This is a genomic window from Amycolatopsis sp. NPDC104819 (genome assembly GCF_055583145.1).
This window is the reverse complement of record NZ_JBVJON010000004.1, coordinates 424335-443393: the sequence shown is the minus strand read 5'-3', so window position 1 is coordinate 443393 and position 19059 is coordinate 424335. Positions and strand designations below refer to the sequence as shown.

The window sequence follows — 19059 nt, the reverse complement described above, 5'->3', positions numbered from 1 at the left end:
CCTCTGTTCTGGTTTTTCCCGCCAAGGGGGACCACCCTCCCCCCCCTCCGACTCGCCTGCCCCAGGCCCCCTGGTGGGTCTTTGGGGGGGGGGAACGCACCCAAGGCCACACTGGGGCGCCCGTCCGCGTCCGACAAGTTTTTTTGTCTTGACAGTTTTGATCGTCGGATGTCAGGCTGTCCGCCATGACCACCACCGCGATCCGCCCCCAGTCCCTCACCCCTTCGACCACCCGCACGCTGCTGACCTGCGGGATCCTCGCCGGACCCGTCTTCGTGCTCACCGGGCTGCTCCAAGCGGTGACGCGGGCCGGTTTCGACCTGACCCGGCACCCGGCGAGCGTCCTGTCGAACGGGTCGCTCGGCTGGGTCCAGATCACGAACTTCGTCGTCACCGGCCTGCTCACGCTCGCGGCCGCCGCCGGGATCCGGCGGGCCCTGCCCGGCCGGTGGGGGCCGAGACTGCTCGCCGTCTACGGCGTCAGCCTGATCTGCGCCGGCGCCTTCCGCGCCGACCCGCAGGACGGCTTCCCGGTCGGCACGCCGGCCGGGCCGCCCGCGTCGGTCAGCTGGCACGGCACGCTGCACTTCGTCTGCGGCGGGATCGGCTTCGCCGCCCTGGTCGCGGCGTGTTTCGCGATCGGTTCGCACCTCACGCCCGCCCGCGCGTGGTACTCGCGGATCAGCGGGTTGGCGTTCCTCGTAGGCTTCGCGGGCGTAGCGTCCGGATCGACGAGCCCGGCCGTCATCCTCGGCTTCTGGGCGGCCGTCGTGATCGCCTGGACGTGGCTCGCGACGACGTCCGCCCACCTGATCCGGCGCCCCGTCGCCTGAAAGGAGAACTCCCATGAGCACGACGGTTTCCGCCGACGGCACGAAGATCGCCTACACCCGCACGGGGTCCGGCCCCGCGCTCGTCCTCGTCGACGGCGCGATGAGCTACCGCGGCTCGTCCCCCAACGACGCGCTCGCGAAGGAGCTCGCCGGGCAGTTCACGGTGTACACCTACGACCGCCGCGGCCGGGGCGAAAGCACCGAAGGCGGCCCGTACTCGGTCGAGCGTGAGGTCGAGGACCTCGCCGCGCTCGCCAAGGAGGCGGGCGGCGAGGTGTTCCTGTTCGGCATCTCCTCCGGCGCCGGGCTCGCGCTCGAAGCGGCTCGCAGCCTCCCGGTGACGAAGCTGGCGCTGTACGAGCCGCCGTTCGTCGTCGACGACACGCGCCCCCGCGTCCCGGCCGACTACCCGGCCCGGCTCGACGCGGCGCTGAGCGCGGGGAAGCGCGGCAAGGCGGTCAAGATGTTCATGACCGAAGGGGTCGGCCTCGGCAAGGCGACGGTCGCGACGATGCGGATCATGCCGTTCTGGGGCAAGCTCAAGAAGGTGGCCCACACGATCCCGTACGACACGGCGGTGATGGGCGACCACCAGTCGGGCAACCCCCTGCCGGCGGCCTGGCCCGAGGTGAAGGTCCCGACCCTGGCCATCGACGGCGACCGCAGCCCGGCCTGGATGCGCAACGGCGTGGCGTCCCTGGCGAAGGTCCTGCCGTCGGCGAAGTACCGGACGCTGCCGGGCCAGACGCACATCGTGAAGGCCCCGGCGTTGGCCCCGGTCCTGGCGAAGTTCTTCCTGAGCTAGCCGGCGATCGGCCGGACCCAGACGGGAAAGGGCGGCAGCGCCGGCTCGGGCTCCTCCGTGGACACGGGTTCGAGCGCGCTCCACGGCACGGAACCGGGGCTCGGGTCGGCGAGGAAAGCTTCCACGATCGGCCCGAGTTCGCCGACCGGCTCGTACTCGGCCCCGAAGGGCAGCTCACCGGGGCCGAGCGACGACAGCGAGGCCTTGAGGGCGCCGACCTGCTCGTCGTGCCAGACGTAGAAGGTCGCGGGCCCGCCCAGGCGCGCGCCGAGGGACGAGGCCACGGCTTCGAACGCGGCGACGACACGGTCACCCGGCAGCTCCGCCCGCTGCTCCGGGGACGCCCCGACGTGCCAGGTGTTCTGCCGGGCTTCGGCGACGGGATCCCCGGGAGCCAGCAGGTACTCCTCGGTGGCCAGCTCCGCCATCGCGTTCAGCACGAGCCCATTCTCGTCCGGCCGCGGCACGGGGCTCGTCACACCTCCCTTGCCTGAGCGATCACCCACCGGGCAGGGTGCAGGCGTGCCCACCCGCGCCCTGGTCTTCGACTTCGACGGGACTCTCGCCGACACCGAGTCCGCCGTCCTTCGCTCCTGGCAGGAAACCTTCCGGGCGCACGGGACCGAACTGCCGCTCGACGCCTGGTACGCCGTCATCGGCACGCAGCACACCACGCCCGCGATGTTCGACCTGCTCGCCGAGCTCGTTCCGGGCGTCGACACCGAGGCGCTGCGGCCGCGGACCAAGGCCCGGGTCTTCGAGCTGCTCGAAACCCTCGGGCCCCGCGACGGCGTCCGGAGCTACCTCGACTCGGCCAAGGCGCACGGCCTCAAGCTGGCCGTCGCCTCCAGCTCGTCCGGGGGCTGGGTGAACCCGCACCTCGAACGGCTCGGCATCGCCGACTACTTCGACGCCGTGCTCACCGGCGACCGCCACCAGGCGAAGCCCGACCCGGACCTCTACCTGGCCGCGATCGCCGCAGTGGACACAGCCGCGAGCGAAGCCATCGCCTTCGAGGACACCCCGCACGGCGTCACCGCCGCCAAGGCCGCCGGGCTGACCTGCGTCGCCGTGCCGAACGCCATCACCGAGAGCCTCGACTTCGGGCGGGCGGACGTCGTGCTGCCGTCGTTCACCGCCAAGCCGCTCGAGGCCCTACTGACCCGCTAGCGCGAGCAGCCGGTCCAGGAACGGCAGCTGGCCCTTCACGAGCTTCTCGCGCGCGACCGCCACCGAGAACCACGAAACCCGGTCCATCTCCGGGAACTCCTGCTGCCGGCCCGAGCGCGGGGGCCATTCCATGCTGAACGTCCCGGGCACGACCGCCGCCGGGTCGAGGTCGGCCTCGACCGCCCACGCCGTCACGACCTTGCCGCCCGACTGCTTCACCTCGCCCAACAGCACGTACTCACCCGAAGGCGCGGGCAGGCCCAGCTCCTCTTCGAACTCGCGCCGCGCGGCCGCCTGCGGCTCCTCGTCCGGCTCGAGCTCGCCCTTCGGCAGCGACCACGCTGCCGCGTCCTTCTTCGCCCAGAACGGCCCGCCCATGTGCCCGAGCAGCACTTCGACGGCCTCGCCCCGCCCGCGGTGGAGCAGGAGCCCGGCACTGCGTTTGCCCGCCATCCACCCAGTCTGCCGAAACCCCGGGAAAAAAGTTCCGCGGGGTTGTCGATCCGGCGGGAACCCACTCGACGCGTAGGCAGAAGGCAAAGAAGAACCCAGGGAAGGAACCCCAAATGACCACCACGATCGCCCCCAAGACCCAGACCGCCGCCACCAAGACCGCCCCGGTCACCGGCATCGTCGTCGGCGCGAGCAGGATCGTGATCTCGTTCCTGTTCGGCTTCCACGGCTTGCAGGGATTCGGCTTCTTCGGTGGCATCGACGGCCAGGGCGGCGGCGTCCCGTTCGGCACGTTCCCCGGCTGGTTCGCCAGCGTCATCGAGCTGGTGGGCGCGTTGCTGCTCCTGGCCGGCCTCGCCAGCCGGCCGACCGCGATCCTGCTCTCGGGCGTGATGGCCTACGCCTACTTCACCGTGCACGCCCCGCTGGGCCTGCTGCCGCTGCAGAACATGGGCGAGCCCGCCGCCGTCTACTGCTGGATCTTCCTGCTGTTCGCCGCGATCGGCCCGGGCCGCTTCGCGCTCGACAACCTGCGCAAGCGCTGACCGAAGACGCGCGGTCCTGTGAACCTCATTCAGCCGTCGGCCGGCGCAACGGTCACTACGTGCGAGCGCGTTGCGATCCGTCGCGCCGGCCTAACCAGAATGAGGTTCAATCAGTAGCCACCCTGGGCGGCTGCCAGGTCGGACCGCGCCATCACGTGTTCCATCAGGCTGGTGAGCACCTGCTTCGTCGACTCCCGCTCGCGGGCGTCGCACAGCAGCAGCGGGACGTCCATGCCGACGTCGAGCGCCTGCCGGACCTCCTCGGTGCCGTAGCGGTACGCGCCGTCGAAGCAGTTCACGCCGACGACGAACGGCAGGTTCCGGCGCTCGAAGAAGTCCACCGCCGCGAAACAGCTGTCCAGCCGGCGGGTGTCGGCCAGCACGACGGCGCCGAGCGCGCCCTCCGCCAGCTCGTCCCACATGAACCAGAACCGGTCCTGCCCGGGCGTGCCGAACAGGTACAGGATCAGGTCGGGGTTGATCGTGATGCGGCCGAAGTCCAGCGCGACCGTCGTGGTCGTCTTCTGCTCGATGCCCGACAGGTCGTCGACACCCTCGGACGCGGTGGTGATGACCTCTTCGGTGCGCAGCGGTGGCACTTCGCTCACCGAGGCGACCATCGTGGTCTTGCCGACCCCGAAGCCGCCGGCGATGAGCACCTTGACCGCGGTCGCGGTCAGGTTCCGCCGGGGATCAGAGTTTCCGGATGCCATCAAGAACCGCCTGGAGTACGTGTTTGTTGGGGGATTCGTGCGCCGGCGCCGCGGTACGGAACAGCACCAGGTTCTGCTCGATCAGATCGCTCAGCATCACCTTCACCACGGGCAGCGGGAGATCGACCCGCGCGGCCACCTCGGCCACCGACACCGGCCGCTGGCACAGGGCGATGATCCGCGCGTACTCCGGTTCGAGCATGCCCGCTTCGTGCGCCGTGCGCAGCGCGACCACCAGCGTGATGAGGTCGAGCCCCAGGGTGTCCGACCGCGTGCGGCCGCCCGTGACCGCGTAGGACCGGACCAGGGGGCCGGCTTCGTCGTCGAACCAGGCTTCGTGCCGTCCGCTCATGGCGACGTGGGCTGGACGCCGGCGCCGGTCCGCGGAGCCGAGGTGAGTACCTGCCCGACCCGCTTCACCATCAGGTTCATCTCGTACGCGACGAGGCCCATGTCCGCGTCTTCCCGCGCCAGGAGGGCGAGGCAGGCGCCCCGCCCCGCGGCCGTCACGAACAGGAACGCGTGGTCCATCTCGACCATCGTCTGACGGACGTTGCCGCCGCCGAAGTGCCGCCCGGTGCCGCGCGCCAGGCTCTGGAACGCCGAAGCCACCGCCGAGAGGTGCTCGGCGTCCTCCTCGGAGAGGTTCCCGGACCTCCCGATGAGCAGGCCGTCCGAAGACAGGACCACCGCGCGATCCGCCCCGGCGACCCGTTTGACGAGGTCGTCCAGCAGCCAGTCGAGCTCACTGACGCCTGAGTTGGCCATTACTCGCGCTCTCCGTACCTGTCGTCGTTCTCGGCGGGTTCCTCGTCACGGGCCCGGCGGGTGCCCTGCTGGAAGGCGGACAGCCTGCTGCGGGCGGCTTCCGGCGAATCCAGCCTGACCTCTTCGCGTTCCTGTGCGGGCCTATCTTCCTTCAACTGAGGAACGAGGTTCTGCTGGCGTCGCCGTTGCGGCAGCGGCGGGCGGCCGGGCGCCTCCGGGCGGCGCGGCTGCTGCGGGCGTCCTTCGGGCACCGAGGCCCGCGGTTCCTGCGGCGGCCACACCGGCTGCTGCGCGGCCGGGCGTGCCGGGCGCGCGGGCCGGGACGGCGGGGAGGGCGGCCGGACCGGGGCCACCGGCTGCGCCTGGGTCGGCTGGGCCTGCGTCGGCTGGCTCACCGGCTCGGAGACGACGCCGACCGGGACCGGCGTCGGCGCGGACGGCGGCTGCACCGGAGCGGGCGGGGCCACCGGCGGAACGGCCATCGGCGGCTCGGTGCGGTGGCGCGCCGGGCGGCGCGGCTGCCGCTTGAGCGGCATGACCTCGTCGTTGCCGTCGGCCTCGACCGGGTTCGGCACGAGCTCCGGCTTCGGCGGGGTGATCGGCTGCTCCGGCTCGGACTCCGCCAAGGGAGCCAGCAGGTCGGTGCGCACCAGGACGATGGCCCGGGTGCCGCCGTAGGCCGACTCCCGCAGGTGCACCTGGATGCCGTGGCGGGCGGCCAGCCGCGCGACCACGAACAGGCCCAGGCGCGGCTCGTCCGACAGCGCCATGATCCCGAAGTCCGGCGGGTCGGCCAGCATCACGTTGATCTCTTCGGTCTGGTCCGGCTCGAGCCCGAGACCCTGGTCCTCGACCTCGATCACGACACCCTTGCCGACCACGTTGCCGCGGACCTCGACCCGCGACTGCGGCGGGGAGAACGACGTCGCGTTGTCGATCAGCTCGGCGAGCAGGTGCACGAGGTCGCCGACGACGGGACCGCGGACGGCGATCTGCGGCAGTGCCGCCGTCTTGACCCGGGCGAAGTCCTCGGTCTCGGCGGACGCGCCGCGGACCAGCTCGGCCAGCCCGACCGGGTTGCGCCACTGCCGGCCCGGCTGCCCGCCGCCGAGGATGATCAGGTTCTCGGCGTTGCGGCGGGCGCGGGTGGAGAGGTGGTCGAGCTGGAACAGCGTGTCCAGCTGCTCCGGGTCCTCCTGCTTGCGCTCGGCCTGGTCGAGCACCTTGAGCTGGCGGTGCACGATGACCTGGCTGCGGTGGGCGATGTTGAGGAACACCGTCTTGGTGCCCTCACGGGTCTTGGCCTCGTCGATGGCGGCCGCGATGGCGGTCTGCTGCGCCTTGTTGAACGCGTCGGCGACCTGGCCGATCTCGTCGGTGCCGTGGTCGAGGAAGTGCCCGCCCTCTTCGAGGTCGACGGGCTCGCCCGCGCGGACCCGGGCGACCAGCTCGGGCAGCCGGACCTCGGCCGCGTCGAGGGTGTCCTCGCGCAGCCGGTGCAGCCGGCCGATGAGCCGGTTCGACAGCCGGACGGCGACGAAGACCACGAAGACCGCGAACAGCACGGCGATCACACCGGCGATCAGCGACTCGGTGAACGTCGAGTCGGCGTCGTTGATCGCGGCCTGGCTGGCGTTGGAGCTCTGCAGCACGAAGATGCCGGACAGGGCGTCGCCGACCAGCCGGGCGCTCGTGCGCCACTGGTCCTGCGCCACCGGCAGCTTGGTCAGGTCACCGCGCAGGAAAGCGGTTTCGACCTGGGTCACCGTCTGCCACGGCTGGCTCGCCAGCAGCTGGTCGTACTTCGCCTTGACCTCGGGGATCATCTTCGGCGCCGACGCGTCGAGCTGCGCGTGGTAGGCGCCGACCTGGCCGACGTAGGTGCGGAAGTCCTCGTTGCTCAGCCCGCCCGCGGCGAGCCCGGCGGCGGCGAGCGCGTCACTGCGCTGCATCTCCTCGGCCGCGGTGAACATCGGGATCGCGGTCAGCCGGTCGAACGCGTTCTGCGCGCCACGGGCGTTCTGCGCGAGCCCGGCGAGGCCGTCGGTGAACTGGTCGATGATCTTGTTGTAGAAGGTGTACGCCTGGCCGATCTGGATCTGGCCGCTGTCGACCGCCTGCCGCGTCTGCGGCAGCTGCTGGAAGAGCCCGAAGAACGTGGCGATGTTCTTCTGCACGCTCGGCGGGGTGTCGTCGTAACCCGCGAAGCTGTCCTTCAGGTACTCGATCGTCTTCGCGGCGTTCTGGTCCGTCTTCGGGCGGACGGCCGCGAGCACCGCGCGCTGGTTGCCCTGACCCGCGAGCAGGCTCAGGGTTGCCTGGCGCTCCTGCTGCAGCGCGCCGAAGAAGGGGATCGACGGGGCTTCCGAGCCCCGGATCCGGTTGACGTAGTCACGGCCCGTGACGGCGTCGTAGATGAGGTAGCCGGCGAGGGCCACGCCCACGAGGAGCAGGGCCACACTGGGGATGAGCGCGATCGTGAGCACGCGCTTCCGAATCGAGGATCCCCGGTTGCGTCGAAGAGAAATCTGCTTCACCTGGGTCCGTTTTCCTTCCGGCAGTACATGGTTTCGGGTCGCCCGAGGCGGTCAACACCCGGATTCCGACCAGCCGGATCAACATCACCGTGGTCTGCTTCGCCCGCGACGACGTTAGGCAGCCCTCCAGGGCGCGTCAAGTCCGTGGCGATAACGTGATCTTGGAACGGTGACCCTTCCACACTTGCTGCCTGCGCTTGGAAAGTCCACCACCGAAAGTCGTGACGTTCGTCCCAGCGCTACTTCCGTTCCGTGGCAAAGGTGCACGCTGTGAGCGACGGTCGTTAGCGCCCCGCCCGGCGCCGGGTCCGCTACGGACGAACGCGGTGAATCGTTCGGTGAGAAAGGTCACGGGCCCGCCGGCGCGGGACCCCATGCCCGCTTCGTTCGGGCCAACGGCCTTCCGGAAAGCGGAAATGCGCGGCGTTCGCCATCTTCGCCGCGGATTCACCGGGCGAGTAGCCGGAATTCCCGCCATTCCGCGAACGCGGTGGTCCAGACACCTTCAACGGCTCCGGTACCGGTTCCGCGAGGGTCAGCCCGGGAACTCGTCGGCGAGGGTGTTCCAGAACTGGAGCTCGTAGCTCTGGAACAGGCGGGCATAGAGGTGCGCTTCGCGCTCGTCGAGGCGGTGCGCGTCGAGGCCGGCCTGGATCGCGGCGAGCGCTTGTTCTTCAATTTCCGGCACATCCGCCGCGAAGAAGTCGAAGAACGCGCAGGCGTCGTCGCCGAAGCCGTAGTGCTTCCGCATGCCCTTGGCGACGTCCGCGCAGTACCGGCCGAAGGCGGCGAAGTTCGCGTAGATCCCCGCCGCGGTCGCCGACGACTCGCCGTTCAGCGCGAGCCAGGCGACGTACGCCGGGTACGCCTGGCAACCCGCGCGCGGGCGTTCCTTCCCGTGGTCCGGACCAGTGGCCTTGATCAACGCGTCCAGCATCCCGTTCGCCTGCTGCTCCCCCGGCGCGAGCCCGCCGAAGAAGGTGCGCGCGTTCGGCTCGTCCGCGCGGGCCGCGAGCGCGTGGAAGCTCCGCCAGTCGCTGAGCGTGATCCGCTTCTCCTCCGCGGCGAGCGCGGCGAACACCGCTCGCGGCGCGCGACCGGCGGTGATCAACGGGACCAGCCGGTTGTCGTCGTCGCGCGGCGCGAGCTCCTTCTGGATCTCGTCGAGCAGTGCACGAGCCGAACGCGTCATCGCTTCCCCCCGGAGTCGGTAGTCCTTCCATTGAAGCGCGGTTCGCGCGCCGGCGCCCGTGTGCACTGTGGACGGTCGTGGGGAGCTGACCGCGCGAAGGCGGGTAAAGGGGGTGTTTGACGTGGCCGCGATTCTCTATCCACCCGGCGCCGGAGCCCCTACAGTGTGGCCATCCGCAGCACCGAGGAGGCCAGCGTTGACCACCCCGTCCGTAGCCGAGCAGACCGAAGGCCTGACGATCCCGCGGCTGCTGCAACGCAACGCCGCCGACTACCCGGACCTGCCGGCGATCACGTCGCTCGACCTCGAAGGCCGGCCGACGCTGAGCTGGTCGGAGTTCCGGACCGCGATCGCCGAGGTGTCGCGCGGGCTGGCGGGCCTCGGCCTCACCGCGGGTGACCGGATGCTGATCATGGCGCCCGGCTGCCCCGACCACATCGTCGCCGACCTCGCCGCGGCGCACCTGTCCGCGATCCCGTGCACCGCCTACGCCACTCTCAGCCCGGACCAGGTCGCCTACGTCGCGCGGCACAGCGCGGCGCCGGTCGTGGTGCTCGGCGGCGAAAGCGAGCTGGCGCGCTGGCGGCCGGTGCTCGGCGACCTCCCGGCGTTGCGCCACATCGTCGTGATGGACGAAGCCGTGATCCCCGACGGCGACGAACGGTTCGTCTCCTTCGCGGCGCTGCGCGCCCAGGGACGGGAAGCGCTCGCCGCCGATCCCGACGCCTTCGAGCGGTCGTGGCCGGACATCAAGCCCGACGACCCGCTGTCGATGATCTACACCTCCGGCACCACCGGCGACCCGAAGGGCGTCGTGCTGTCGCACCGCAACGCGATCCACCAGGCGTACGCGGTCACCGAGCTGCACCACCCGCCGATGCACGCGACGAACATCGCGTACCTGCCGCTGGCGCACATCGCCGAGCGGGAGCTGTCGATCTACCTGCCGATCGTGTGGGCCGGGCACGTGCACACGCTCGCCGACCCGACGGCGGTCGCCGGCGCGCTCGGCAAGGTGCACCCGCAGAGCTTCTTCGGCGTGCCGCGCGTGTGGGAAAAGATGGTCGCCGGCCTGAAGAACATGCTCGGCAGCGTGCCCGAAGACCGGCGCAACGCGTTGCTGCAGGCGAACGAGCTGCTGCAGCAGGGGTACAAGCTGCGCAGCGCCGGGCAGCCGGTGCCGGCCGAGCTGGCCGACAAGATCGCGAAGACCGACGAGGCCGCGCTGGCCCCGGTGCGCGCGCTGCTCGGGCTGGACAAGCTGCTGGTCGCCTCGAGCGGCGCGGCCGCGCTGCCGGTGGAGATCATCTACTTCCTGGCCGGCCTCGGGGTCGAGATCTGCGAGGTCTGGGGCCTGTCGGAGACGACCGGCGCGGCGACGTCCAACTCCGGCACGGACTTCCGCGCGGGCACCGTCGGCAAGCCGCTGGACGGCGTCGAGGTGATGGTCGCCGACGACGGCGAGCTGCTCGTGCGCGGCCCGATCGTCTTCCTCGGCTACCTGCAGGAGGACGGCACGATCGCCGACGCCACCGACGCCGACGGCTGGTACGCCACCGGCGACATCGGCACGATCGACGAAGACGGCTTCGTGACGATCACCGACCGCAAGAAGGAGCTGATCATCACCTCGAGCGGCAAGAACATCGCGCCGACGAGGATCGAGGGCCTGCTCAAGGAGCACCCGCTGATCGGCCAGGCGGTCGCGATCGGCGACGACCGGCCGTACGTGACCGCGCTGATCGTGCTCGACGACGAGATCGCGCCAGGCTGGGCCGCGGCGAACAGCGTCGAGGCCACGCCGGACGAGCTGGCTTCGCACCCGGCGGTCCGCGCGGAGCTGGAGCGCGCGGTCGAGTCGGCCAACAGCCGGCTGGCCCGGATCGAGCAGATCAAGCGCTACCACGTGCTCCCGAAGGCATGGACCCCCGAGTCCGGCGAGCTGACCCCGACGCTCAAGCTCAAGCGCCGGGTCATCAACGACCGCTACTCGGTGGACATCGAGACGCTCTACGCGGCGGCGCGCGACCCGGAGCCCGCCGCGGGTTCCTAACCGCAACCGGAGCTTTCACGTGAAAGCTCCCACCTGGGGGCGTAGCTTTCACGTGAAAGCTACGCCTCAGGCCGTGCGGGGCGAGGTCGTCTCCGTCCACTTGCGCAGCCGCGGCGGGACGCGCTTTTCCAGGCCGTAGTTCTCCAGGTGGGCGGAGAAGACCTCGTCGAACGCCTTCTGCACGGTCTCGGTGTCCCAGACCGGGCGCTCGAGGATCGGCTGCTTGAGGAACGGCTGGCCCATGACGTGCAGCTGCGGGCCGTTGCAGCGGATCATCTGGCCGGTGATGCCGTGCGAGCCGTCCCCGAGCAGGAACAGCACCACCGGGGCGATCCGCGACGGCGTGCGGTCCGGCGGGCACGCGCGCAGCGAGCGTTCGGACTTCCAGACCATCCGCGTGTGCGCGAGCGGGCAGACGGCGTTGACCCGGATGCCGACGTCTTCGAGGTCGAGCGCCCAGGAGTAGGTGAGGGACGCGACCGCGCCCTTGCTCGCCGCGTACACGCCGAGCTTGCGCTGCCCGAGGGAAGCGCCGGAAGAGATGTTGACGATCGAGCCGCCGGTGCCCGCGTCGACCATCGCCTTGATGGCCGCCAGCCCGGTGTTCACCACACCGAGGACGTTGACCTGGACGAGCTCGCGCGCCTGCTCGGCGTCGTCTTCCCAGGGCAGCGCCTCGTAGTTCAGCCCGGCGTTGTTGACCAGGCCGTCGAGCCCGCCGAACTCCTTGACGCAGAGGTCGACGATCTCCTGCGCCTCCCCGGCGTCGGCCACGCTGTGCCCGCTGGCGACGGCGCGGCCGCCGTGCGCGCGGATGTTCTCGGCCGTCCGCTCGGCCAGCTCGACGTCGATGTCGTTGACGACCACCGACCCGCCCGCCCGCGCGACGTGCACGGCGAACGCCTCACCCAGCCCCCGGCCGGCGCCGGTCACCACGACCGACTTGCCCTGCATCAACCCGTCCATCGTCTGCTCCCCGCTCTGCGGCGCCGGCGGCGCGGTCCGTCCACCCCGGCCGGATCTGTGTCCAGTCTTGGCCCATTCGGGCCAACGGGGCATCGTCGCCACGACGAGCGGCCGCCGCTCTGCGCCGAGCGAGTCCGGTTCGATCAGTCCGGAGGTACCCGCGCGCCGGTCACGGCGAACCGCCGTCCCTCGCGGGTGGCGTAACCCGATCGGCTCCGAACGGAGCAGGGATGCGCGTTCCGGGGACATCGGCGTGTAGTCGGCGGCATACTGATAGTGCTTCCGGGAGGTCGTCCGTGACACCCCCGGACGGGGTCGTCACGGACGAGGCACAATGCGGACGGTCCAGGTTCACTCGATCGGGGGACGGTGGTTAACAGGTGGCGACGCGCGCGAAGCCCCGGCTCCGGGCCGTCCTGGCCAACCGCGAGTTCCGCGCGCTGTGGTTCGCCGAAACGCAGTCCATGCTCGGCGACCAGCTCACCATCGTCGCGCTGGCGATCCTGATCTTCGACCGGACCGGGTCGCCGCTGCTCTCGGCCGTCGTCTACTCGCTCACGTTCCTGCCCGCGCTCGCCGGCGGGCTCGGGTTGTCCCAGCTCGCGGACCGGTTCCCGCGGCGCGCGGTGCTGGTCACCGGGTCGTTCGCGCAGGCCGTGCTGATCGGGCTGATGGCCGTGCCGGGCATGCCGATGGGCTGGCTGTTCGTCCTGTTCGTCTTCGCCCGGCTGGCGAACGCGCCGTGCAACGCGGCGCAGAACGCGCTCGGCCGGGAGATCTTCGACGACGACGACATCTACCTGCAGAGCCAGGACCTGCGCGGGATCACGAACAACACCGCGATGCTGGCCGGCCTCGCCGTCGGCGGGCTGCTGGTGACCACCATCGGCACGTCGTGGGCGCTCGGGATCGACGCGCTGACGTTCCTCGTCGCCGCCGTCGCCGTGCGGGTGCTGGTGCTGCGCCGGCCGGCCGCCGGGAACGGGGGCGCCCCGTGGTTCGGCGCCGTCCGGCAGGTTTTCGGCGACGAACGGCTGCGCGTGCTGCTCTACCTGTCCTGGCTCGTCGGGCTCGCGGTGATCCCGGAGGGCCTCGCGGCGCCGCTCGCCGCACAGCTCGGCGCGGGCGACCAGGCGGTCGGCTGGCTGCTGGCCGCCGACCCGCTGGGCTTCGTGCTCGGCACGTTCCTGCTCTCGCGGTACGTCTCGACCGAGCACCGCCGCAAGCTGCTGGGCGTGCTGGCCGCGTTGCCGCTGGCCGCGCTCGCGGCGTTCGTCCTGCGCCCGAACCTCGCGTTCGCGCTGGTCCTGCTCGCGCTCGCCGGGGCGACGGGCGCCTACGTCATCACGGTGTCGGCCACGTTCATCACGTGGGTGCCCAACGACATCCGCGGCAGCGCCGGCGGGCTGTACCGGACCGGGCTGCGGGTCGCCCAGGGGGTGGGCGTGGGCATCGGCGGGCTGGTGGCGCAATGGCTCGGTTCGGCGAACACGACCATCGCGCTCGCCGGCGCGGTGGGACTGCTGCTGGCCGTCCCGGTGGCGTTGGCCTGGCGCCGGGCCGCCGAACCGCGACCGGAGCCGCGGTTGTCATGAACGGAAACTCACCGGGTTTCAGCCGTCACGGTTCGACATCGGTCGCCACCTCTCCGTACAGGCAAGATCATGAATGACATTCAGCTGGGGACGGCGAGCAATTCGCGGCCGACTCAGGCGTCACGGTTACGCACTGGTCCACCTCCATCTTGGGAAGCATGAACAACCGATTGAGCCGAGTTCCCGGCAGTTCGGCCGACAACCCGGTGGTTGGCGTTGCTGAAGGATGATACCCAACCACGGAATGCGTCAACACTCTAGGCGGGTACCGATGAGATTACTCAAGTCCGCGGCTAGGCTGGAAAGGAGGTGACCAATTGCATCTCGGAGCAGACGACGACCCGTCCGCGGCCGGCCGGGCCGCCGCCCGGCGACCGGCCGCGAGCCCGCCGGTGAACACGCACGCCGAACCGGCGGGCGGTCCGGACCGGACCACCGGACGCGACCATCCGTATCTGCCCGGCAACTGGGCGCTCTGGCGCCGCCCGCCGGTGCTGATCGCGTTCATGCTCGGGCTCGAGGTCGTCGCGGTCGCCGTGCTGGCGATTTCGTTCTCCCGTTCCGCGATTCCCGGCGGGCGCGACTGGATCAATTTCGGAATACTCGCCGTCGGCGCCACCGTCCACATCCAACTGACGCAGCGCCAGGAAGAACGAAGGCGAAACCGCACCAAAAAGGTGCTGATCGACCTCACCGCCGTGTGGACGTTTTCCGCCGCGTTGATCCTGCCGGTCCCGTTGACGCTGCTCATCGTTTTCCTCATCCGGTTGCAACACTGGTTCATCGCCCGGCGCCCGGCCCACAACTTCATTTTCTCGTCGATCACGCACGGCCTCGCCGGCGCGCTCGCCCACCTCACCTACGGGGCGCTCGGACCGCACCTGCTCGGGCAGCCGGGGTGGGGCACGTTCTGGCACGAGGCGGGCGCGATCGTCGTCACCGGTGTCGTCTACGAAGCCATCCAGATCCTCTACGTCGGCGGCGCACTGGCGCTCGGGCTTTCGTCCGAGCCGACCTTGCGTAACGTACTGGGCAGCCCGGCCGACAACCTTCTCGAAGCGGTCACCATCGGCCTCGGCGCGGTGACCGCGATCCTGCTTGCCGTGGTGCCGCCGATGGTCGTCGTGATGGCCGTGGCGACGGTGGTCTTCAATCGCCTCGCGGAACTGGACCAGCTACAGAACGACGTCCGGACCGACCCGAAAACCGGCATTCTCAACATGCGCGGCTGGTCGGAGTCAGCGGAGCGCGCGCTGGAACGGACCGCTCGATCGGGTGATCAACTGGCCCTCCTGATGGTCGATCTCGACCACTTCAAGTGGATTAACGACACCTATGGACATCCGGCGGGCGACGACGTGCTCCGCACCGTTGCGCAAACGCTCGACGAAGTGACGAGACCGAGCGACTTGGTCGGCCGTTTCGGCGGTGAGGAATTCCTCATTCTGCTCCCGGACATCAACGAAGAGGCGACCTGGGACGCCGCGGAGCGCATACGTGTTGCGATTGCGAAGTTGCATATCGTGACCACGGACAAACGCGGCGACCCGGCCACGATCGCCGACCGCACGACGTCCATCGGCGTCGCCCGCCACCCCCGCCACGGCGACACGCTCGACCGCCTCCTCCAATCCGCGGACGCGGCGGTTTACCTGGCGAAGGAGAACGGCCGCGACCAGGTCTGCTTCGCCCCGGACATCACGCCCCCAGCCGAACGGTGAGCTCCAGCTTGACGAGCACTTCAGCGGAAGTCCCGGCCGACGCGGGGTCGAGCCGCAGCCGTTCCCCGCGGTAACCGGCGGACTCCAGCCGCAGCACGCTCGCACGCGGATCCGGGCGCGGGTGACACCAGTGCCGGACGGTGCCGGTCCCGGCGGGGTCCTTGGCGAGGACGAGGTAGGCGTGGCCGAGATCGTCGGTGACCCGCCCGAGCCCGTTCCACCAGAGCGCGCGCAGGATGAGGGCGGCGCCGTCGTGGTGGAGTTCGACGGGGGTGTCCGCTTCGACGTCGACCCGGAAGCCGGTGGCGCCGACGGTCAGCGAGCGCACGTCGAGGAAACCGGTGCGGCTGGGGCCGGCTGGGTCGATCGGCTTGGTTTCGGCGCGACGCTCCGGCGCGAACTCGCGGGCAGGCTCGACTCCACCGCTCGGCGCGGACCGGGCGCCCAGCCCAGCGCCATCGCCGGGCGCAGGCAGACCACCCGGCCCAGCTCCACGCGCGCACTCGCGGCCCGCCCCGCCCAGCAGGACCCCGCCCTCGTACTCGCCGAAGTCCGGTCGTGGCAGCAGCGCGGCCACCGTCAGCTCCGCGGCCAGCAAGCCGTCTTCATCCCCCGGCACCACCTCGGCCCCGCACAGCTCCGCGGCCAGCAGCCGGCACCCCATGACCTCCGCCCACCCCAACGCCGCCGCTCGCAGGCCCGGCTCCGCACGCAGGCGGTCGAGCAAAGGGCCCGCCCGCCGGCCCGCGCGCCACGTTCCGCTGAACCGGGCCGCCCGGACCAGCCGGGCCGATTCCGGGCAGCTCGCGCCGAACAGGCCCGTCATCGCGCGGTCGAGCAGGCGCAGCTGGTGGGCCAGCACCACGCGGCCGACCAGCCGGGGATGGGTCCGGGTCAGCGTCGCCGGCGAGGCCGCGCGCAACACCCGGGCCAAAGCGCGCAGCTCCGGGGACCGTGGTTCGCGCAGGCACGCTCCGGGCGCGAGGTGGCGCAGCGCGCGGACGGTGTTCTCCACGGGCACGGCGGGCCGCCCGCCGCCGGGATCGGTCGAGCCCACTGGACGCCCTCCTGGTCGCCGTGCCCCCTTCCGCCAGTCTCCGCCGCGGCGTGACACAAGGGAACGTAAGAACGGGCAGCCGACGGGGCAGCCTAGGGGAAAGCAGCCGCGAACCCTTGGGGTTATCCCCATGTCGGCGTCGCGGCGGGGCTGGCACCCTGGAACCCATGCCAGCCCCGCCCGAGCCGCCGCGTGTCCGCCGACCCTGGTCGACGTCGGGGTGGCTGCTGCTGGTCCTGCTGGTCGTCTTCGCGTTCGGGCTGATCGCCTCGCGCCCGCCGTCGCCGCCGGACCAGGGCCCGCCGACCGGGGACGTCCTCGCCGCGCAGAACGCGATCGAGGCGCTCGTCCACCCCGGCCCGCACCCCGACGCGCTGGCGCGGCTGCCGAAGGACTTCACCGCGCTCAGCGGCGTCACCCCGGGGGTGCTGACGGCCCGCGACGGCACGGTCCGCGCGGTGCACGTCGACGGCGGCTGTTCCACCCCGTGGGGCGACGACAACACGAAGTGGGACTACGCCGTGCCGTGCAAGTCCCACGACCTCGGCTACGACCTGCTGCGCTACGCCGACCGCAAGGGCCACCCGCTCGGGCCCGAGGTCCGCGAGGCCCTGGACAACCAGCTCTCGCACGACATGCACCACGCGTGCGACCTCAACCCGATGAACTCCGCGGGCACCTGCCGGATCGTCGCGTCCCTCTACTCGGCCGGGCTGGTCGTCAACTCGTGGCACCAGCGCTGGGGCCCGCCGGTCGGCGATCCGATCGGCCCGATGGTCGCCGGGGTGCTCGTGATCGGCTGCCTGCTGGTGTTCCGGCTGCGCGGCTGGCTGCACACCCGCCGCCAGGCCCCCGTCCCGGCACCGCCCGCCACCCCGGCGCCGGTCACCAACTGGGCGCTGCTCGGCGCCGGCGGTGTTGTCCTCCTGCTGCTCGGCGAGTCCGTGACGGCGCTCGCGCACTGGGCGGGCGCGCCCGAGCCGGCGCTCTGGCCGTTGACCTGGCTCGCCCAGCTCACGCCGCTGATCTACTTCGCCGGCGGCCACGCCAACGCGGCGGGCTGGCGCGCCGGCCGGGCCGACGGCAGCGGTTACCGCCACTACCTGGCCGAACGCGCCAGCCCGCTGCTGCGGCCGGCGCTGATCTTCGCCGTCGTCGCGCTGCTGACGCCGCTCGCGCTCGAGCTCCTCGGCATCCCGGCGGGCACCACGGCGACGGTCATGCGCATCGCCGTGCATCCGCTCTGGCTGCTCGGGGTGTACCTGCTGACGATCGTCTGCGCGCCACCGCTGCTGGCCCTGCACCGCCGGGCGCCGGTGAGCGCGGCCGCCGGGCTGCTGGTGCTGGTCGTCGCCGGTGAGGTCGTCGCGAACTGGTCCGGCTCGCCGCTGCCGCGCTACGCGGCGACGTTCGCCCTCGCGCTCCTCGCCCAGCAACTCGCCTTCGCGCACGCTGACGGCGTACGCCCGTCACGACGTCTGCTCGCCTTCGCCGCCGCGACCGGTGTCGCGGGCCTCGCTGTGGCGAGCGTCCTGCGGGACGGGCCGCCTGTCCTGCTCGGCAGCCCGGGCGCCCCGGCGGCGTTCTCGGCGCCGCCGTGGGGCGTGCTGCTACTGGGTTTGGTGCAGCTGGGCCTGCTCGGGCTGCTGGCCGGCCCGCTGACCCGGCTGGCTCGGCGGCCGGGCGTCGCCCGCGCGTGCCGGTTCGTGCTGCGTGCGCCGATGAGCCTCTACCTGGCGTTCCTCGCCGCGATGCTGCTGCTGGTCGCGGTCGTCTACCTCCCGGGCCGGATCGCCGACGGGCTGAGCTGGCTGGTCCGGCCGCGGACGCTGGTCGCCGTCGGGCTGCTCGCGGTCCCGGCGACGCTGGTGTTCTGGTGGTTCGAGCGGCACAGCCACCACGGACGGCCGCCGCGCGCGGCCGAGCTCCCCGGCCGCCGGACGGCGGTGCTGACCCGCGCCGCGGCCGGGTTCGGCATCGGCTACGCGACGCTCGGCGTGTTCGGCTTCGCACTGACCCGCTTCGGCGGGGTCGCGGCCGACGCCGACCTGCTGGGCCTGCGCCTCGACCCGATCCAGAGCCTGGTGCACCTGCTGCTCGGGGTGTTCCTGCTGCACACGATCCGCCTCGGCGCCGGCGCGGCCACGGGCACCTGGCTCGCGACGGCGCTGGCCTGCGCCCCGTCGCTGCTGTTCGCCGCCGACGGCACGACACCCGGGTTCCTCGGCGTCACGCTGCACGCGGTGACGGCGGCGTTCGCCCTGCTCGCCGCGGCCGGCACCCTGCTGCCGGCCCGCCGCCCGGTGAACGCAACACCCTGACCGGCGACGCGCACGACCCACCGCGGCCCGGCCCTGCCTCGCCCGGTCACGACGCTCGCCCCGCCTGACCCAGGGTCCCGGCAAAGTCGGGGTGAACGTGACCGGCGGGCCCCTGCGAGGTCATGAATGACTCATTCACCTCGCCAGAGGTCATGAATGAGTCATTCATGACCCTTCCCGGGCCGCTACCGCGACCTCCGGCGTGGTACCTGGCCGTCCGCGCTACGAGCCGACCGGCAAATCCGACTTCGCCGGAACCCTGCCCCGCCTGACCCGGCCCGGCCTCGCCTGGGCCACGACCCGCCTGGCCACGCCTCGCCCGGCTCGCGA

The 19059-nt window shown here is 71.5% G+C and carries 17 protein-coding genes; 8 read left to right on the top strand and 9 right to left on the bottom strand.

Annotated elements, in window-relative coordinates:
• The first annotated feature begins 185 nt into the window (after window positions 1–185).
• The gene (locus ACZ63E_RS14945) at window positions 186–833 is read left to right on the top strand and encodes a DUF998 domain-containing protein (RefSeq protein ID WP_465336458.1); all 648 of its coding nucleotides are present in this window, start codon (window positions 186–188) and stop codon (window positions 831–833) included.
• Window positions 834–846: 13 nt separating this feature from the next.
• Window positions 847–1638: an alpha/beta fold hydrolase gene (locus tag ACZ63E_RS14940; RefSeq protein ID WP_465336457.1), complete on the top strand. Its 792-nt coding sequence runs from the start codon at window positions 847–849 to the stop codon at window positions 1636–1638.
• Here ACZ63E_RS14940 and ACZ63E_RS14935 read toward each other — a convergent pair.
• Entirely contained in the window at window positions 1635–2117 is a 483-nt protein-coding gene (locus tag ACZ63E_RS14935; RefSeq protein ID WP_465336456.1) for a hypothetical protein, read from the bottom strand. The genes ACZ63E_RS14940 and ACZ63E_RS14935 overlap by 4 nt on opposite strands.
• 43 nt (window positions 2118–2160) lie before the next feature.
• On the opposite strand from ACZ63E_RS14935, the gene ACZ63E_RS14930 reads away from it, so the two are divergent.
• Window positions 2161–2808, top strand: a complete 648-nt coding sequence (locus ACZ63E_RS14930; RefSeq protein ID WP_465336455.1) for an HAD family hydrolase — start codon at window positions 2161–2163, stop codon at window positions 2806–2808.
• Here the strand turns inward: ACZ63E_RS14930 and ACZ63E_RS14925 are convergent.
• Window positions 2794–3261: an NUDIX hydrolase gene (locus ACZ63E_RS14925; RefSeq protein WP_465336454.1), complete on the bottom strand. Its 468-nt coding sequence runs from the start codon at window positions 3259–3261 to the stop codon at window positions 2794–2796. The two genes, ACZ63E_RS14930 and ACZ63E_RS14925, sit on opposite strands and share 15 nt — an antisense overlap.
• Window positions 3262–3374: 113 nt before the next feature.
• Here ACZ63E_RS14925 and ACZ63E_RS14920 point away from each other — a divergent pair, with 113 nt between their 5' ends.
• Entirely contained in the window at window positions 3375–3806 is a 432-nt protein-coding gene (locus tag ACZ63E_RS14920) for a DoxX family protein (RefSeq protein WP_465336453.1), read from the top strand.
• A gap of 110 nt (window positions 3807–3916) precedes the next feature.
• Here the strand turns inward: ACZ63E_RS14920 and ACZ63E_RS14915 are convergent, their stop codons facing one another.
• The 5 genes from ACZ63E_RS14915 to ACZ63E_RS14895 form a co-directional block, all read right to left on the bottom strand.
• Entirely contained in the window at window positions 3917–4519 is a 603-nt protein-coding gene (locus ACZ63E_RS14915) for a GTP-binding protein (protein ID WP_465303097.1), read from the bottom strand.
• The gene (locus ACZ63E_RS14910; RefSeq protein WP_465303095.1) at window positions 4500–4871 is read right to left on the bottom strand and encodes a DUF742 domain-containing protein; all 372 of its coding nucleotides are present in this window, start codon (window positions 4869–4871) and stop codon (window positions 4500–4502) included. Before ACZ63E_RS14910 ends, ACZ63E_RS14915 begins: the two co-directional genes overlap by 20 nt.
• On the bottom strand, window positions 4868–5287 hold the full coding sequence (locus ACZ63E_RS14905; RefSeq protein ID WP_395925796.1) for a roadblock/LC7 domain-containing protein: 420 nt from the start codon (window positions 5285–5287) through the stop codon (window positions 4868–4870). The genes ACZ63E_RS14910 and ACZ63E_RS14905 overlap by 4 nt, the downstream gene beginning before the upstream one ends.
• A complete protein-coding gene (locus ACZ63E_RS14900) occupies window positions 5287–7773 on the bottom strand; it encodes a sensor histidine kinase (RefSeq protein WP_465336452.1) in 2487 nt (828 codons plus the stop codon). Before ACZ63E_RS14900 ends, ACZ63E_RS14905 begins: the two co-directional genes overlap by 1 nt.
• Before the next feature lie 586 nt (window positions 7774–8359).
• Window positions 8360–9016, bottom strand: a complete 657-nt coding sequence (locus tag ACZ63E_RS14895; RefSeq protein ID WP_465336451.1) for a transcriptional regulator — start codon at window positions 9014–9016, stop codon at window positions 8360–8362.
• A 196-nt stretch (window positions 9017–9212) separates the two neighbouring features.
• Between ACZ63E_RS14895 and ACZ63E_RS14890 the strand changes: the two genes are divergently transcribed.
• Window positions 9213–11069: an AMP-dependent synthetase/ligase gene (locus tag ACZ63E_RS14890; RefSeq protein ID WP_465336450.1), complete on the top strand. Its 1857-nt coding sequence runs from the start codon at window positions 9213–9215 to the stop codon at window positions 11067–11069.
• A 66-nt stretch (window positions 11070–11135) separates the two neighbouring features.
• Here the strand turns inward: ACZ63E_RS14890 and ACZ63E_RS14885 are convergent, their stop codons facing one another.
• The gene (locus tag ACZ63E_RS14885) at window positions 11136–12035 is read right to left on the bottom strand and encodes an SDR family NAD(P)-dependent oxidoreductase (protein ID WP_465303087.1); all 900 of its coding nucleotides are present in this window, start codon (window positions 12033–12035) and stop codon (window positions 11136–11138) included.
• 380 nt (window positions 12036–12415) lie between these two features.
• Between ACZ63E_RS14885 and ACZ63E_RS14880 the strand changes: the two genes are divergently transcribed.
• A complete protein-coding gene (locus ACZ63E_RS14880) occupies window positions 12416–13630 on the top strand; it encodes an MFS transporter (RefSeq protein ID WP_465336449.1) in 1215 nt (404 codons plus the stop codon).
• 317 nt (window positions 13631–13947) lie between these two features.
• The gene (locus tag ACZ63E_RS14875) at window positions 13948–15351 is read left to right on the top strand and encodes a GGDEF domain-containing protein (RefSeq protein ID WP_465336448.1); all 1404 of its coding nucleotides are present in this window, start codon (window positions 13948–13950) and stop codon (window positions 15349–15351) included.
• Here the strand turns inward: ACZ63E_RS14875 and ACZ63E_RS14870 are convergent.
• A complete protein-coding gene (locus tag ACZ63E_RS14870) occupies window positions 15329–16408 on the bottom strand; it encodes a hypothetical protein (protein WP_465336447.1) in 1080 nt (359 codons plus the stop codon). The two genes, ACZ63E_RS14875 and ACZ63E_RS14870, sit on opposite strands and share 23 nt — an antisense overlap.
• Window positions 16409–16575: 167 nt before the next feature.
• Between ACZ63E_RS14870 and ACZ63E_RS14865 the strand changes: the two genes are divergently transcribed.
• Window positions 16576–18729, top strand: coding sequence for a phospholipase A2 (locus ACZ63E_RS14865; RefSeq protein WP_465336446.1), 2154 nt, complete (start codon window positions 16576–16578; stop codon window positions 18727–18729).
• The last annotated feature ends 330 nt before the right edge of the window (window positions 18730–19059 follow it).

Bases quoted from the DNA above. Each gene is read 5' to 3' on its own strand.
- ACZ63E_RS14945 (WP_465336458.1), top strand. From the start codon at position 186: ATGACCACCACCGCGATCCGCCCCCAGTCCCTCACCCCTTCGACCACC.
- ACZ63E_RS14905 (WP_395925796.1), bottom strand. From the start codon at position 5,287: ATGGCCAACTCAGGCGTCAGTGAGCTCGACTGGCTGCTGGACGACCTC.
- ACZ63E_RS14895 (WP_465336451.1), bottom strand. From the start codon at position 9,016: ATGACGCGTTCGGCTCGTGCACTGCTCGACGAGATCCAGAAGGAGCTC.
- ACZ63E_RS14920 (WP_465336453.1), top strand. From the start codon at position 3,375: ATGACCACCACGATCGCCCCCAAGACCCAGACCGCCGCCACCAAGACC.
- ACZ63E_RS14925 (WP_465336454.1), bottom strand. From the start codon at position 3,261: ATGGCGGGCAAACGCAGTGCCGGGCTCCTGCTCCACCGCGGGCGGGGC.
- ACZ63E_RS14915 (WP_465303097.1), bottom strand. From the start codon at position 4,519: ATGGCATCCGGAAACTCTGATCCCCGGCGGAACCTGACCGCGACCGCG.
- ACZ63E_RS14865 (WP_465336446.1), top strand. From the start codon at position 16,576: ATGCCAGCCCCGCCCGAGCCGCCGCGTGTCCGCCGACCCTGGTCGACG.
- ACZ63E_RS14885 (WP_465303087.1), bottom strand. From the start codon at position 12,035: ATGGACGGGTTGATGCAGGGCAAGTCGGTCGTGGTGACCGGCGCCGGC.
- ACZ63E_RS14940 (WP_465336457.1), top strand. From the start codon at position 847: ATGAGCACGACGGTTTCCGCCGACGGCACGAAGATCGCCTACACCCGC.
- ACZ63E_RS14910 (WP_465303095.1), bottom strand. From the start codon at position 4,871: ATGAGCGGACGGCACGAAGCCTGGTTCGACGACGAAGCCGGCCCCCTG.